The 16,321-nt window shown below is 53.1% G+C and carries 13 protein-coding genes and 1 tRNA gene; 3 read left to right on the forward strand and 11 right to left on the reverse strand.

All coding sequences use genetic code 11. The features are described from left to right. From ACO2Q8_RS19245 to ACO2Q8_RS19290, 10 genes are all read right to left on the reverse strand, one after another. On the reverse strand, positions 1–604 hold a 604-nt coding region (locus ACO2Q8_RS19245), incomplete at its 3' end, for an amidohydrolase family protein (protein ID WP_423346480.1). Between the two features lie 92 nt (positions 605–696). Further along, entirely contained in the window at positions 697–1,152 is a 456-nt protein-coding gene (locus tag ACO2Q8_RS19250; protein WP_423346481.1) for a DUF4920 domain-containing protein, read from the reverse strand. Positions 1,153–1,366: 214 nt separating this feature from the next. Beyond that, positions 1,367–2,254, reverse strand: coding sequence for a Nif3-like dinuclear metal center hexameric protein (locus ACO2Q8_RS19255; RefSeq protein WP_423346482.1), 888 nt, complete (start codon positions 2,252–2,254; stop codon positions 1,367–1,369). 19 nt (positions 2,255–2,273) lie between these two features. Next, positions 2,274–5,537 (reverse strand): PKD domain-containing protein, encoded by a 3,264-nt coding sequence (locus ACO2Q8_RS19260; protein WP_423346483.1) that lies wholly within the window; start codon positions 5,535–5,537, stop codon positions 2,274–2,276. Between the two features lie 316 nt (positions 5,538–5,853). Beyond that, on the reverse strand, positions 5,854–6,549 hold the full coding sequence (locus ACO2Q8_RS19265; RefSeq protein WP_423346484.1) for an aminoglycoside phosphotransferase family protein: 696 nt from the start codon (positions 6,547–6,549) through the stop codon (positions 5,854–5,856). Positions 6,550–6,588: 39 nt separating this feature from the next. After that, the gene (locus tag ACO2Q8_RS19270) at positions 6,589–7,203 is read right to left on the reverse strand and encodes an ABC transporter ATP-binding protein (protein WP_423346485.1); all 615 of its coding nucleotides are present in this window, start codon (positions 7,201–7,203) and stop codon (positions 6,589–6,591) included. Positions 7,204–7,301: 98 nt separating this feature from the next. Next, a complete protein-coding gene (lpxA, locus tag ACO2Q8_RS19275; protein ID WP_423346486.1) occupies positions 7,302–8,096 on the reverse strand; it encodes an acyl-ACP--UDP-N-acetylglucosamine O-acyltransferase in 795 nt (264 codons plus the stop codon). Between the two features lie 74 nt (positions 8,097–8,170). Next, positions 8,171–9,565: a bifunctional UDP-3-O-[3-hydroxymyristoyl] N-acetylglucosamine deacetylase/3-hydroxyacyl-ACP dehydratase gene (locus tag ACO2Q8_RS19280; protein ID WP_423346487.1), complete on the reverse strand. Its 1,395-nt coding sequence runs from the start codon at positions 9,563–9,565 to the stop codon at positions 8,171–8,173. A 71-nt stretch (positions 9,566–9,636) separates the two neighbouring features. Continuing rightward, on the reverse strand, positions 9,637–10,668 hold the full coding sequence (lpxD, locus tag ACO2Q8_RS19285) for a UDP-3-O-(3-hydroxymyristoyl)glucosamine N-acyltransferase (protein ID WP_423346488.1): 1,032 nt from the start codon (positions 10,666–10,668) through the stop codon (positions 9,637–9,639). A 74-nt stretch (positions 10,669–10,742) separates the two neighbouring features. Continuing rightward, a complete protein-coding gene (locus ACO2Q8_RS19290) occupies positions 10,743–12,017 on the reverse strand; it encodes an HD domain-containing protein (protein ID WP_423346699.1) in 1,275 nt (424 codons plus the stop codon). A gap of 162 nt (positions 12,018–12,179) precedes the next feature. Here ACO2Q8_RS19290 and ACO2Q8_RS19295 point away from each other — a divergent pair. The 3 genes from ACO2Q8_RS19295 (at position 12,180) to ACO2Q8_RS19305 (ending at position 15,774) form a co-directional block, all read left to right on the forward strand. After that, a tRNA-Ile gene (locus tag ACO2Q8_RS19295) sits at positions 12,180–12,253 on the forward strand. A gap of 205 nt (positions 12,254–12,458) precedes the next feature. Beyond that, a complete protein-coding gene (locus ACO2Q8_RS19300) occupies positions 12,459–13,400 on the forward strand; it encodes a LytR/AlgR family response regulator transcription factor (RefSeq protein ID WP_423346489.1) in 942 nt (313 codons plus the stop codon). Positions 13,401–13,638: 238 nt separating this feature from the next. Beyond that, complete coding sequence (locus ACO2Q8_RS19305; protein WP_423346490.1) at positions 13,639–15,774, forward strand: DUF5916 domain-containing protein; 2,136 nt, start codon at positions 13,639–13,641, stop codon at positions 15,772–15,774. A gap of 204 nt (positions 15,775–15,978) precedes the next feature. Here the strand turns inward: ACO2Q8_RS19305 and ACO2Q8_RS19310 are convergent, their stop codons facing one another. Then, positions 15,979–16,302: an RNA polymerase sigma factor gene (locus ACO2Q8_RS19310; RefSeq protein WP_423346491.1), complete on the reverse strand. Its 324-nt coding sequence runs from the start codon at positions 16,300–16,302 to the stop codon at positions 15,979–15,981. Positions 16,303–16,321 lie beyond the last annotated feature (19 nt).

Here is a 16,321-nt window from a genome sequence, read left to right on the forward strand (position 1 = left end):
TGTAGCGTTGCCGGACGGCTTTGCGCGCATCTTCCGGGCTGTTGATGACGCCTTCGTTCGGGCCGGGATCGCCCATGAGGTCCTTGCGATAACCGTTGGTCGGGTCGGCATGGCCGCCGGTGGTCGCGATGGATTTACCCGCCGTGAAAATACGCGGCCCATCGACCAAACCCCGGTTGATGGCATTGCGCAGGGCGATGTTCACACCGGAACCGCCCAGATCCCGGACGGTGGTAAAACCGGCCAGGAGCGTGGTTTTGGCGTATTTTGCCGCCTGAAAGGCCACATCCGGCACATTCATCGTAAACCGGTCGTAGGAGCCGCCCCGCCGGGTTTCGTTTTCGAGGTGAACGTGCATGTCGATCAGGCCGGGCAAGACGGTTTTGGTTTTCAGGTCGACCACCCGATCCGAAGCCGCCGGTTTGGTGTATCCTTTCTGAACGGCCGTGATTTTCGTGCCTTCGACCACCACGGTTACTTCGCGCTGGAGGTCGTTGTGAACGCCGTCGAGCAGGTTGCCGCAGTGGAGGAGCGTGCGTTGGGCAAGGAGGGGAGACGCCAGCAGCACGGAAGTTGCGAGCGCGAGGAAGTAGTGTTTTTTCATGCCGATGGGAGTGTAACAAAAAAGCCGCAGCGATTGCGGCTTTCAAGATAGGCAGGATTTGCCAAAGCGTGCTTACAAGGGCGTCGCTTTGGTTATTTTTTTACAATTACGCCATCGGCCATAAATGTGATGGCTTTTTCGGGCTGGGTAATTTTGGCAATTTCTTCCTTGCTTTTCCCGGCATCTTCGGCGTAGTGACGCAGTTCGGCGACGGAGGTGGTTTTGGTTTCGGCGGTGCCTTCAAACACGACATTTTTTCCGGCAATGTCTTTCGGGACAAAGAACCCGTAGTCGCGGAACCGCACCAGCATGGTCTGGTTGTCGGCGGTTTTGACGCGCATCCAGCAGCCTTTCACCTGACAAACCGACTCCACGGTGCCTTCCACTTTGGCGGGCATTTCTTTCTTATCGCCCAGTTTGGCGGCCAGTTCGGTCGTCGGGATGGCGTTGTCGGCCGAGATTTTCTTGCCGTGGTAGCTGACGTTATCCTGGGCCAGCGCGCTGAACGAAAGGCCGAGCGCGAGCAGGCAAATGGCGAGGTGTTTCATGGTTGGATGCGGTTTTAATGATGATGCAGGACAAAAATACGAAAAAGCCGGTTTTAATCCGCAGGGCGAAATAGCTAAAAAACAGGTAGGTACAAAAAGTGGTCAGCCAATTTGATGACTTTTCGGGACGATGACAGTCAAAGCAAAAACCGCCTGACAAATTTAACACACTGGACTCTATGAAAGCATCTGCCCGTTGGCATATGCATTATCCTCATTTGCGGGGCCGGTCGGGGCGCCAGTACGGTTCGGGAGCGGAGAGGAACGCAATGGGAACTTCTCGGACAAATTCCTTCAGCCACTCGGCGCAGTACTGCATACCTGCCTGCTCCGAAATCAGGTGGCCCAGGATGATCAGGGCTTTCTTCTGCCCGGCCGTAATGGCGTCCTGCACGTATTCCACCAGTTCCCATTCGTGCGTTTCGCCCACGATCAGCACATCGGCCTGGGCCAGGTACGGCACACCGGGCATTAGGCTCAGATTGCCCCAACTCGCCATGGCCCGCCGAATCGGCAGGTTCGGATCGCCGATGACGCGCATGGTTTGAATGTTCAGTTTTGAGGCCATGCCTTGTGCAAACCGGTCTAGTCTGGTTTCGGGAAACGTAAACAGCTTGGGCGTTTCCGGGTCGGCGTTTTTCTCCCAGCCTAAGGTCCGAATCATGCCGGTGGCGATGCCGTCCGGCTTTCGTCCGTGCCAGTGGTCGTGGAAGTGAAAAACCGCCAGGCCTTTGTCCCGAATAAAATCACGCTTCTGCTGGTAGAGCGGGTCCTGAGCCACCGGCTCAATCCGGTCCTGGTGGGAGTAGTACGTCGGCTCGTGGGTGATGATCAGATTCAGGTTCTGCGCAGCCGCCCGCTGGAGTACGTCGAGGGTCGCCATCATCGTGACGGCGATGCCTTTCACGGGCAGTTCCGGCTTCCCCGCAATCAGGTTGTCGACGGTTTGCTCCCGCCAGGGAATGCCCACGTTTGCCTTGATGCGGTCGATAACCTGACCAACGGTAATCGGTTGTCTGCCGGACGGACGAATAAAACCGGCGGTTGCCAGACCGAGCGAAGCCGCGAGAAACGTACGGCGGGAAGTAGTATAAGGTGTCATTTTAGGAATCGTTCGTGGTTTATTCGAGCACTTCTACCCAGCCCTTGCATTTGGTTCCGCGTTGCGTCGTGAGCAGATAATAATATAAACCGTTGGGGGCATCCGCTCCCCAGTTGTTGGCATAATTCTCACTCCGGTAAATTAGCTTGCCCCAACGGTTGAAAATCTCCAGTTTGGCGCCTGTAAAACCAATATTGAACACATCGTTTTTGCCATCGTTATTCGCCGTTACCACGTTCGGAACATCGCTCATGTTTTCAATCTCGACCGGGAGGTTCAACGTCAGGTTGCATCCGTTTTTGGAGGTCGTCAACGATATCTGGTATTGTCCGGACTGCGGGTATTGGTAAGTGCCGGGCGAATCAACCCGGAGCGTGTCGCCGTTGCCCATTGCCCACTGGTAGCTGTCAGCTCCGGAACCGTTGTTGACCAACTCCACCTTCATCGGTTGCCCGCATTCGGCACTTACCCGAACTTCGGCATCGGGCCGGAACGAGTCGTCGGTACTGATGGTCACCTTCTTCTCGGTCGAACAGCCATTCTCGCTTGTAATCTTGACGGTATACGTGGTGGTTTTGGTCGGACTGACCACCGGGTTGCTGACCGTCGCGCTGGTCAGGCCCTCGGTAGGCGTCCAGACATACGTTTTGCCGCCTTCGGCAAGCAGTTGCACCGGTTTTCCGGGACAAATCGTCGTGTCGTTGCTCACCTTGAAATTAGCCGGGTACACTTTAATGACTTTCTGCGCCACGTCGACGCGCTTGCAACTCAGTCGGTTATAGGCCGTCAGCGTCACGGTGTATTCACCCGGTTTATCAAAGGTATGGCTTACCTGCGTGGGGCTGGTCGAAGTGCCGGTGCCGCCGAAATTCCATTCGTAGGTAATCCCGCCTTCGCTCGTATTGACGAAGTTGAGCGTCAGGGGCATGCAGCCTTCGATGACATCTTTCTGGGTGCCCTGGTAGGCATCGAAGGCGGCTTTCAGCCGGTCGATGTCGAATTTGAAGGCGGCATTGTTGCAGTTCGGGCTTTTGTTGGTGGTCGACCAAACTTGTGCCGTGGCCGGAAACCGCGTTCCTCCGCAGGCACAGGCTGCGTGGTAAATCACTCCGCTTTTGTCGAACCGGCTTGTGCCGCCATCGACATGATCTCCCCGTCCGGGTAGGTTATCGCTGCCGAAAAATGTGGCGTAGAGCAGCGATTTTCCGCCCCGTTCGAGCAGGACCAGCCAGTAGTTGTTGCCATCGGTCGTCCGGCGGTACGCATCCGTCGTGACGGGCAATCCGGACGTACTGCTGTTCGGATTGGCGCTTCGTACGTTGACCGAACCGCCCCAGCCCGACATATAAATGTTGCCGCATTCGTTGACCAGAAACGCCGTCGGCGAAATGTCCGGGCTGGTCCGGCCGGAACCGACCACCGTTGAGAAGACGGTTTTGCTCAGCGTAGGGTCGAGAGCATGGACAAACTGCCCGCTCCGGGCGTTTTGGTATACACTGTCGGAAACCGGGTAAGAGCCCCGCGTCAGCCCGAAAACGTGCGGATTCTCATCTGAATCGAGGTCAATGAGATAAGCCGCGTCCTGCGCCGGGGTACCCAGGTAGGTGCTGCGTTCCAACTGGTCGTTTCGGAACTTCACCAGAAAACCGTCTTCCTGACCGCCCAACTGGGTTTTGTACGCGCCGGTCGTGCCCGGCAGGTCGCTGCTGCGTGTCGTTCCGACGGCGTAAAGGGCACCCGACGCACCGATGCGCAGGGCGTAGGCCACGTCGTAACCGCTTCCACCAAAATAAGTACTCCAGCGTAACTGACTTAGGTCCGAATTTAGCTGAATAAAAACCGCATCGCCCGGCCCTTGCCGTTTTGGCTGCGGGGCATTGGCCGTTACCGGAAAATCCGCCGAGGTCGTTACGGTGGCGACGTACACATTGTCGTTTTTGTCAACCATGACTTCGCCCCGCAAATCGTCGCCGTAGTTGAAAATGCTCAAATAGACATCGGCATAATTGATGCCATCGTTGCCCGAACCACCGATATAGGTACTGTTCCGGAGCGTCCGGCCGTCGGCGCTGAGGGTGGCCAGGAACAAATCGGTGCCGTTGCGGAAGTAAATGGAGCCGTACAGGCTGTTCGGTTCGGGGAGTTGGTTGCCAATCGGCAGGTAGGGTGTGCCCCCGGCAAATTTGCGGCTATAGGCTGCAGCGGTGGTCGGGAAATTAGATGATGATGTGACGCCGTAAATCAGCAATTCGTTTTTGCTGTTGACAATTAAGCTATGTGGTGTTTCGCCGGTGGAGCCGCCCAGGTACGTTGCGTACAACAATTGCCGACCGTCGGGGCTGAATTTCAGGATAGCCACGTCCATTTCAGCCCCGTAGCGGGTTTGGAAAGCCCCGGTGGTCGGGACGAAACTGGTGCCAAAAACCGTCCCCGCCGTGTAGAGGTTGCCTTCGTTGTCGTAAGTCGCTGTGTGCCCCCAGTTGTCGCTGACGGAGCCGGAATAAGACGAGAAGATCAGCGTGGGGTCGATCGTAAGTATTTGTTGTCGGTTAAAGCCGTTCGGAAAGCGGAAGGAAGCCGTTTGGTCTTCCAATCTCCATTCTGACGGTACTTCGGTCGTCCTGCCGTTTTTTTCGGTGAACGAATACGGTTTTTCTTCTTTAAATGGCAACAAACTAGTTTCGATGACCAGTTGGCCGTTTTCCAACCGCACGGCTGAGGCTCCATCGTACTGCAACCGAATCACCGACGGATCAGCGCCCGGTTGTACGACAAATTCATATTTCAGTGTCTGATAATAGGCAAACAGCCGCAAATCGATACCCGGATAAATGCCCCGGTAAACGATTTCGCCAAAAGCCGGTACAGCACTGGCCCACTGGCTCGATGCGCTGCCTAAAAAGTAGTTCAGGTTGGTCGAAACCCGGTTTTTGCTTTCCATCTGAACGGTTTCCAGGCTATTCGGCAACCGCACTTCGATGCCGTGTGCGTTCACCAGGGGTTCGGTCCGTTCGGGCGGGGCCGCGGTTCGGGCTGCGGGCTGACCGGTGCGCCCGGAATGAATACGGTCCAGGGCTTCGGTATCGTAAAAAACGTAATGGAGCGATTGTTTTTTCAGGAACAAAAAACCACCCGGCAGTTCGGCGCGGTACAGGATTTCGGGCGACCACTGGCCTTTGTTTTGAACAAACCGCACGGCACTGGACGATGGCGCATCCGCCAGTGCTGCGCTAATAATTCCACAAAGCCAGAAAAGAAAAGAAAGAGTAAACGTTCGACGCATAACCGGCGGCTTCAAAACCATTTTCAAGATACTATACTTCGGCAAAAGAAGAAAGCGAACTGGTGAACGCCTGAACCGTTGGAATGAAGTTAAGACTCCCGTTGCCTGTCTTTTTGTCTAAAGTTCTACGATAATTCCAAATGAAAGGGGAAACCGGCGAAAAAACGCGCATTACCCCAGAAAATGTTTGCCGGGCGGGCGGTTTTCTTCGTATTTATCAGGACTCCAGAATAGCGTGAAGCGTTGCAAGAAGACCGCTCAAAGAAGCAGAGGTATGCGAGCGTATCGGGCAATCATCGTGGGTGCGCATGGCGAATTAGACATCGTGCAGGTGACTCCGTAACGCCATAGCTTGTTTGGCAAACCAGCGCAGGTCCCGCCTGAAGATGGCAGCCGCTTTTTGTCGGCCCGCTTGTTGGTGATTGAGTAAGGCTCGTTCAAGATCCGCTTCGTAATAGTCAACTAATTCAGCGGGGTTTGGCCACCCGTAGGCCCGGCACAGGAGTTGAAGACGGCGGGCCTGGTTGGCTACCGGCCAGGTTCGGTGGCCCAAATCGATGTAGGCACCAGCCGCCAAAGCCAGGTCCTGAAGCCGGGAGCCGGGTTGGGCGTCATCCCAATCGATTAGTCCAACGGGCTGGTCGCCCTGAAAAACGGTGTTATGCGGGCCGAGATCACCGTGCATAATGATTTCATGCGCCCCTTTCAGGTCCGATTGTTGCGTCAAATCATGAAACCGCCGGATAAGCCGGGCCACCTGGACGAGTTGCTGATCGGAAAGCCGATAGCCCGTTCCCGGTAAAACCGACCCTTCCATGAAGGAAAGGATTTCCCGGTTTTTCGAATCAATGCCTAAAAACCGGGGAGCCTCGGCAAACTGATGATGTTCCAGAAACAGCAGCGTCTGATGAACGAACGGGGAGTTTGCCTTGAGTGGTCGGCGTACTGTTGACCCTACCCGAACGATGCCCGCTGTCACCTGACCTCCCCGAAGGGGTATTTCCTGATCCATAGCGGTTTACGGGAAAAAGACCTGACTAGCTCACCAAAATTATTTCCAGCGCATGATGTCGATGACATTTGGGCAGAAATCGTATTCTTCAGGCTGGTTGGAGCCGATCAGCAGGAGGGGGGCAGCAAGTAGCCGGACCTGTTCGCGGTACCAGGCCACGCCCTGTTTGTCGAGGTTCGAGGTGGGCTCATCTAGGATAACGACGGACGCTTCGGAATAGAACGCCAGCGCGAGTTTGACGCGTTGTTTCATGCCCGACGAAAACGCTTTGATTTCCTTGTGCCGGGCGTGGCCGAGGTGCATCAACTCACAAAGCTGTTCCGGGCTGCGTTTTTGCCGGAACGGCTTGAACGATTGGTGAAAGGTCAGCAGTTCGAGCAGCGTCAGTTCCTCAATTAACTCAAGATAAGGAGCCGCCATCACGACGCACTGAAACCACTGATCGACCTCGACGGTTTTTCCCTGGTGGGTATACCGGATGACCCCTTCGGAGGCAGGCAAAACGCCGATCAGCGTTTGCAGCAGGGTTGATTTTCCGCTGCCATTGGGTCCCACGAACGTATAGCTGTTTCCGGCCTCCATACGCAGGTCGACGTTCCGGAAAATCCACTCGCGCCGGAAGCGCTTGCTGAGTCGTTCGGTGGTGATCTGCATAAAAAGCTTTTAATTAAAATAACGAATAGCGAAGTACAGCCACAACGGGTTTCGTTATTCGATATTCAGTATTCGCTATTTGTTATTCCATGCCTGAACTATTCCCCCACTTCTCGCCCCGACGGGCCTTTCATGATGCCGCGTTCGGAGTTGCGGATGAAATTGACGATTTCATCGCGTTCGTCGGACGGGGGCAGTTCGAGTTCGATGCGGGTCAGGGCGTCGGCGTTGCTCAGACCGCGCAGGTAGATGTAGCGGTAGATTTCCTGAATCTGGTTGATCTGTTCGTTGGTATACCCGCGCCGGCGCAGTCCGACCGAGTTGATACCGGCATACGACAGCGGTTCGCGGGCGGCTTTCGAGAAGGGTGGGACGTCTTTCCGAACCAGCGAACCACCCGAAATGAAGGCGTGAACGCCGATTTTAGCAAACTGGTGAACGGCGCTGAACGCGCTGATGATGCCCCAGTCGCCGAGGTGAACGTGACCCGCCATCTGCACGGTATTGCCAATCAGACAGTGGTTGCCGACGCGGCAGTCGTGGGCGACGTGGGCGTAGGCCATAATCAGGCAGTCGCTGCCGATTTCGGTCCGGCGGTGTTCCTCCGTGCCCCGGCTGACCGTTGCGTATTCGCGAATGGTGGTATTATCCCCGACGAACGTTAGCGTGTATTCCCCTCTAAATTTCAAATCCTGCGGAATGGCCGAGATCACAACCCCCGGGTAAATGCGGCAGTTTTTGCCGATGCGGGCCCCTTCGTTGATGACGGCGTGTGAACCAATCCAGGTTCCCTCATCGATTTCAACGTCTTTGTGGATGATTGCAAATGGCTCAATCACAACGTTTTGAGCTATTTTAGCCTCGGGGTGGACGTATGCAAGTGGTTGAATCATTAAACTGTGTGGTTTAACGTTTGACGTTTAACGTTTAACGCGGGAGCTTGACCCTGAAACGTTAAACGTTAAACCTATTTTTTCTTAACAAGACTGGCGATCATTTCGGCTTCGCAGACGAGCTGACCGGCCACGTACCCCCGGCCCGACATCTTGACGATGCCGCGTTTCATGGGTGAGATAAATTCGCACCGGAAGATTACCGTATCGCCCGGAACAACGTTCCGGCGGAAGCGGCAGTTCTCGATGCCGATCAGATAAGGCCAGTAATTTTCTGGGTCCGGAACGGTGCTGAGGACCAGAATCCCGCCGGTTTGGGCCATCGACTCCAATTGCAGGACGCCCGGCATGACCGGATTTCCGGGAAAATGGCCCATGAAATACTGTTCGTTCATGCTGACGTTCTTGATGCCGACCACGCTGTTCTCGTCCAGCGCGATGATTTTGTCGATCATCTGGAACGGGTAGCGGTGGGGGAGCAGGCTGGCAATTTTCTGAAAATCGTACACCGGCGGCTGGGTGGGGTCGTACGTCGGGATGTTGTTGGCCGCGTTTTTCAGCATCAGCTTTTTGATTTTCTTCGCAAAAGCGACGTTGGCTGCGTGGCCGGGCCGGGCGGCCAGAATCTGCGCTTTGATGGGTCGTCCGACGAGCGCCAGGTCGCCAACGAGGTCGAGCAGTTTATGGCGGGCCATTTCGTTCGGAAAGTGCAGGTCGAGGTTGTTCAGAATGCCCTCTTTTTTGTTGACGCTGACCTTCGGCTTGTTGAGCAGATCGGCCAGGTAATCCAGTTCGCCTTCCCGCACATCGCGGTCGACGATTACGATGGCGTTGGTCAGGTCGCCCCCCTTGATCAGATCCTGTTTGTAAAGGGCTTCCAGTTCGTGCAGAAACACGAACGTGCGGCACATGGCAATCTGCGAGGCAAACTGGCTGATGTCGTTCAGAAACGCGTGCTGGCTGGTGATCACGCGCGAATTATAGTCCACCATGACCGTCAGGCGGTAATCGCTGAGCGGCAGAGCGGCAATTTCAATGTCTTTTTCTGAATTTTTGTAATGAACGTACTCGTTGATTTCGAAGTAGTTGCGGTAGGCATTCTGCTCCTCAATCCCGGCATCCTGCAAGGCTTCGATGAATTTGATTGAACTGCCATCCATGATGGGCGGTTCGGGCCCGTCGAGCTGGATCAGAATGTTGTCGAGCTGCAAACCGACCAGCGACGCCAGCGCGTGCTCGACAGTATGAATGCGGGCACCGTTTTGTTCCAGCGTGGTTCCGCGTGACAGGTCGACCACGTTATCGACATCCGCATCGACAATCGGCTGCCCCGGTAAATCGACGCGCTGAAATTTGTAACCGTGGTTGGGCGGGGCGGGCAGGAATGTCATGGTCGCTACCACGCCGGTGTGTAGCCCGACGCCCGAAACCGAGACTGCTTTTTGAATCGTTTGCTGTTTGGTATTCATTCCGTAAGCTTCTGGTCAGAAGGCTATTATCATCATCAACGAGTGTACTCTCTGGAGCGTTCGCTGTTGACTCATTGATTGTTTAGTTTATTTTCCAGCTCGTCCACCCGTTTTTCCAGCGTTGGTAACCGCTGGTAAACGACCTGGGAGCGGAGGTTATCCTTTAATTCGAACGCGGGCGAGCCCAGCAGCGACAGGCCCTCGGTCCGGATCGATTTCATGATGCCCGATTGGGCCGCAATCCTTGTTCCGTTGGCTACCGAAATATGGCCGCTCAGGCCGACCTGTCCGCCAATCATGCAGTTTTCTCCGACTTTCGTTGAACCGGCGACGCCGGCCTGGGCCGCGATGACGGTATTTTTGCCAATTTCGACATTGTGCGCAATCTGAATCAGGTTGTCCAGCTTGGTGCCCTGCCGAATAATTGTCGAGCCCAGCGTGGCACAATCGATGGTGGTGTTGGCCCCGATGCTGACGTTGTCTTCCAGAATCACATTGCCCAGTTGGGGAATGGGCCGGTAGGTACCGTCGGGCTGGGGGGCAAAACCGAAGCCATCGCTGCCGATCACGGCGTTGGCCTGCACGATGCAGTTCTGGCCAATAACGGTATGATCGAAAATCCGCGCACCGGGATGAATGACGGTATTGTCACCGATGGTAACGTAATTTCCGATGTAGGTCTGCGGGTAAATCTTCACGTTATTTCCGATCGAGCAATTTTCTCCAATGTATGAAAACGCCCCCCGGTAGTACCCTTCGCCGACGGTGGTACTTGCTCCCAGGTAAGCGGGTTGTTCGACACCCACTTTGGCCGCATGTTTCGACTGGTTAGCCAACTCCAGCAATTTTGTGAAAGCAGAATAGGAGTTATCCACGAAAATCAACGTGGCCCCAACCGCTTGTTTCGGTTGAAAAGTTTTATCAACGATGACGGCGGATGCGGAAGTAGTATATAAAAAGGGCTCGTATTTCAGATTGGCTAAAAAAGAGATGCTACCTTCCTGGCCTTCCTCAAGTTTTGACAGTTGATTGATTTTCAAGGATTCATTGCCGTCAATCGTACCGCCTAGCAGGGCAGCAATCTGCTTCACTGTAAATTCCATAGGGTTGACGTTGTCGTCGTTGGAGCTATCTAAGAGTCGGATAATCGTGCCGCTAAGGTAGACAACAAATTGAACTATACCAACCAAACCGGTTGTTGGCCGAGGTTTTTCGCCCAGCAAACGTAATAGCGTTTTACCATGTTGGTCAAGGCTTTGATGCCCGGCAAATCCGAAGCGTCGGCAATGTCGATGATTCGACCGTCTTTCATTTTAATGTTAATGTTGTCAATGGATGGTAAATAGGCCGAGTTGGTCGCGACGCCTTCGACCAGAAAATAGGACAATTCGTCGGGCTGGACGCCGGTTTTCAGTAACTGCTGTTCAATTTCTGCGACCAGTTGCCCGGCAAACGGTTCGTCGGACATCATGATCTTGAAAAGCCGCCGGTCGAGCAGCATCCGGCAGAGTGTCGACAAGACCCGGTCGGGGTGCTGGCTCCAGAATTTGATACAGGTCCAGATGTCGTAGTCGTCAAGCCGCGAAAATGCCGCTAGATACGCCGGGTGTTCCTGGAAATCTTCAATCGTAATTTTCCGGGACAGGAACGTCAGCAAGGCCGGGGTAGTAAAAACCGGCGGTATGTTTTCCTGACTGCCCGCATTCTGGGTCAGCAAAAACCGGGCCCGGCGCATGATCTGAACCAGCATCGCTTCGGCGCAGAGCGACGTTTTATGCAGATACACCTGCCAGTACATTAACCGGCGCGAACTCAGGAAATTTTCGATGCTCAGAATCCCTTTGCCTTCCACGACGAGCTGATCATCGACCAGGTCGAGCATCTTGATGATGCGGTCAGCCCCGATGGTCCCTTCGGCCACGCCCGTGTAGAAGCAGTCGCGGTTGAGGTAATCCATCCGGTCCATGTCCAGTTGACTGGAAACGAGCTGGTGAAAAAACGGCCGGGGGTAAGTTCCTTCGAACATCCGGATGGCCGTAGTCAGCGCTCCGTTGAACTGCCGGTTTAGCTCGTGCATGAGGAGTAACGACAGCCGTTCGTGCGGAATGCCTTCCAGGATGGTGTATTCCAGGACGTGCGAAAAGGGGCCGTGGCCAATGTCGTGCAGCAAGATGGCGATCTGGGCCGCGTCGCATTCGGTTTCGGTTATCCGGTGGCCTTTGCCCCGCAGCGTCTGGATAGCCTGGCCCATCAGGTGCATGGCCCCAAGCGCGTGGTGAAACCGGGTATGCAGAGCACCCGGATATACCAGTTCCGACAGCCCGAGTTGCTTGATTCGCCGGAGCCGCTGGAAATACGGGTGTTCGACCAAATCGAAGGTAAGGTCGTTCGGAAGCGTGATAAACCCGTAGACGGGGTCGTTTAAGATCTTTTTTTTGTTCTGAGAAGCCAACAGAGCCTGGGACCGATTCACAGGCAAATATACGCCAAAATCACCCAGACTGTTGCAGCCCTGAGGAATGAGTTTGCGAATGGATCTTGAAGCGGACGCCATTTTTCGTATATTTGCAGACGCTTTGCCACTTTTGGTAGCGAAGCCGGTTTTGGCCGGAGCGGGCCTATAGCTCAGTCGGTTAGAGCATCTGACTCATAATCAGGTGGTCCCAGGTTCGAGCCCTGGTGGGCCCACGTTGAGGATCAGCCACTTACAGCTAGAATAGCTGTAAGTGGCTTTTTCTTTGCCTACAAGGCCGTTTATCTGTATTGGCCTAGCCCTCCAAAAATGCCGCTTTACCCTTCCCTCTCTTGTGATTCCTGCCGCTTTTACGCAATTAAACCACGTAAGAATTCCTATGCGCTTACTTTGCGGCCAACAGATCAAAACACGCTTAGGATGGCTGAAAGTGTACCAGGCCTGTGGCTCAGTCAGTGTGGCAACACGGCTTATTCTACCGGCCATCAAAAAAAGATCGGTAATTGTCAACCCATTCAATACTTTCATAGCATGAAAGTGGTTATTCATCTCTATCTGCAAACATTCCGGTTACCAGCTATTCAAAAAGGATACGCTGGTATTGTGATTTTACTAATCCTTTCGTCCCTAATGACGTTGCTCTATCAAGCAACGACCCATTCGGTCTGTTCCACACAAATGGTGTTGATCCTGGTTGGAGAGATGTTATTCTGGGGCAGCCTGACCCCCTTGGTATATCAGACAGCTCGCCTAACACGGGCATTTTCCAAGGTGATGTTTCTATTTTTATGTCTGGCCGTTTGTCTGCTAATTGTCAATCAGTTGGGTATACAGTATTGGTCGGCGTTCATGGTCAGAGTCCTTTATGGCTGTCAGTTGGAGGGCACTTGGCTCACCCGGATGCTCCACAACAATCTCCTAATCAATTTTCTCTGTTACACCCTTCTTTTTTGGGTAGGAACTGGTGCGGCCTACCCGGTACCAGATAGCCGGAATCTGCCAACTAGTCCTCCCGATCCGGCTATTCCGACTCGCGAGCAATATGTTCAGCAAATTAGAATTAAAAATGGAACAGCTTGTCAGTGGGTTCTGGTCGGGGACATAATCTGGATTGAAGCGGCCAATAACTGTGTTGTCCTGCATACCAAGTCGCAGCGGCACGTGGTTTATCAGTCGCTGAAAAGCGTGCAAGCTACTATTGATCCACAGCTTTTTGTCCGCATTCACCGTTCTCGGCTCGTGAACCGCCACTTTATTCATAAAATCCATCACCTGCCAACGGGGGATGCGGATGTCGAACTGCTGACAAGCATGCGCCTTCGAATGAGTCGGCTTTACAAGAAGCAGATTGAGGGCCTTTGATTTCCAATTCATCTCGCGACTCACCCTTTGTTTTCCTCCATTGACCCTGTTGTATTTGCTGGGGTTTTCTGTCCCCATTTCCTTTGTCAGGAACCACTGCTGACAGGGCCAGATGCTATTTCGAGCCATTTTTCTTGTTTTGTGGGCCAACCAATGGGCATGGACACAAGACACAATCCGAGACGACAAACCACTACGTTTCATCCCAAAAACTACCCAAACACTCGTATTGGACGGGTTGAGCAACGAACCGTTCTGGCAGGGTATTCCATCGTTTCCATTCGTGGTGCTGAAGCCCGTTTATGGCGCGGCAGCTACCGAAAAAACAGAACTGCTGATGACCTACGATGACCGTTTTCTATACCTGGCGGGTCGATGCTACACACAGGATACCAGCCAGATTGTGGCCCGCACATTAGTGCGTGACGGCTACCGGGGCGACGACTGGATGACAATACACATCGACAGCCGCTTCGACCACCAGAATGCGGTTGTTTTTTCAATGTATCCACTGGGAAGCCGATATGATATGGCCGTCGCTAACGACGCGGTCGAGCTGGGTAGTTCCACCTTCAACCCAGCATTCAATATGATTTGGGAAGGTAAATCGGTTATCAATCGACAGGGATGGTTTTTCGAAATGAAAATTCCACTCTTTAACCTCCGCTTTAAACCTGATGCCCTCGGAGCCGTACAGATGGCAATTAGCGCGACCAGAGCCATTCAACACAAACAGGAATATCATCAATTTCCTGCCGTGCCGCGTAACGCTATCGAACCGATCATGAAGCCATCGCTCAAGCAACCGATAATTCTGAGCCATGCACCGAAGCCACGTTTACTGTTGCTGACACCGTATGTACTGGCTGGTCGTGAGCGTATTACCCGGCTCAACCCTGCGGAAACCGGCTTTGATAAATCACTAACAACCAACCTCCAGGCTGGCCTGGATGCTAAAGTCGGCATTTCTTCTTACCTCACCCTGGACGTCTCGGCTAATCCCGATTTTGCCCAGGCCGAGGTTGATGACCAACTGGTAAATCTCAGCCGTTTTTCTGTGTTTTTTCCGGAAAGACGGTTGTTTTTCCAGGAGCAGGCTGGTTTGTTCGAGTTTAATCTTGGTGGGGATTCTCAGCTTTTCTACAGCCGCCAAATTGGGATCAATAGTGGCCAACGAACGCAGATTTACGGCGGTCTGCGTCTCACAGGCAAACTCAATCCCTCCTTAGATTTAGGTGTCCTGAGCATGCAATCGGCCAATGTTCATCTGGACGACGGACAACGTCAGCCGAGCGAGAACTTTAGTGTCTTCCGATTGCGGCAACAGGTGCTGAATCGCCGGAGTTATATAGGCACCATGTTTACCTCTCGCGTAGGAGCCCGGGCTAACAATTACACGGCGGGGGTGGATGCCATACTCAATACAAAAGGAGTACATTATGTGCAACTGGCCGCTGCTACGTCGATAACCAGCGAAAACGGATTGAAGCCTTTAGGTGGTCTGGATGCCAGCCGGGTGCTGCTTTCGTGGGAGACGCGCCAGACTGACAATTTGTATCATAAACTTAGCTACATATACTCCGGCCGTCAGTTCAACCCGGCGGTTGGTTTTGTGGATCGTCCTGACAACCATAATCTGTCTGGCTACATACGTTATGGACGGATAGCGAATACCCGAACTGGTCGTTTCCAGAACACACAATGGACGCTGCTCGGCTTCAGTACGTTTCTGAATGCCCATACAGGTCAGTTGGAAAGTCAGTTGGTCCAGACGGGCTGGCAGGGTAGCACCTTCAAGGGCACCCAATGGAGTGGACTAGTGCAGTATAGCTACGAAAATCTATCCTTACCGCTCGATTTTGGCAATGCACAGGCAATTCCGGTAGGCCGATACCACTTTCCCACACTGACAGTCAAATATATACCTGCCAGTTTTCGGGAAATACGGGTACCTGTCAGCCTGACAGAAGGATTTTTTTACAACGGTAAACGTTTCAACGCATCCATAGATCCTACGGTTAATTTGGGAAAACACATTGAAATACAGAGCTCCTATGATTTTAGTTACCTGCGCTTTGCAAAGGAGAATCTATACCAACCCATTCATGTAGGCCGATTGAAGGTGGCTTATGCGCTAGATTTACATTTTTCGATGTATGCTAATCTACAATACAACAGCACCAACCGGCAGATTTTCACAAATGCCCAACTGCGCTATAATTTTCGGGACGGCCACGATTTGTACATCGTATTGAATGAAAATCTGTTTACCGAACGGCGATATAATGACCAGTTAGTACGTCCAATTTTGGGCGATCAAACATTACTGTTCAAATACTACTACACCTTTCAGGCAATTCGCAAATCTCAATAGTTGCCTGAAAGGGAGATGCCTACATTCCAGGCTTGCTTTTATTCAACGTGCTGTGTAGGCTACTCCCCATTCCAACCAGTAATCTTTATTTGTATTCTTAACTTTCCAATATCCTGTTCCTGAATGACTCAATAGGTATAATAACTGTTTCTTCTGAGTACTGGACATAAAATGTACAACGGAGTGTCACTCCGTTGCTGGACTTTAACAAGTATCTGTTAACGAAGCCATTAACCCAACGGAGTACCACTCCGTTGTACAAATGTCCAGTACTGAGCTGTTTCGTACTTTGAGGACTTTCAACAAATAATACCGAACGTTGTTGGGCTGCGTCAGACGGTCGCGCTTTACCCATATTTCGGTAAAAACATCGTGAATACAGTTCAGCACAAAAGCCTTCGACGCGGGCACCAGGCTCATGCCATACCGGTACAGAGATCGGATGTGGGTTCGGTAGAGACGGGTGTAAGCCTCTTCGTCGCCCTGTTGAAAAGCCAGCCAGAGTTGTGTGTCTTCCGAAGTCGCCAATAGAATGAAGTTGTTTCTT

This window comes from Larkinella sp. VNQ87 (genome assembly GCF_049445795.1).
GTDB lineage: Bacteria > Bacteroidota > Bacteroidia > Cytophagales > Spirosomataceae > Larkinella.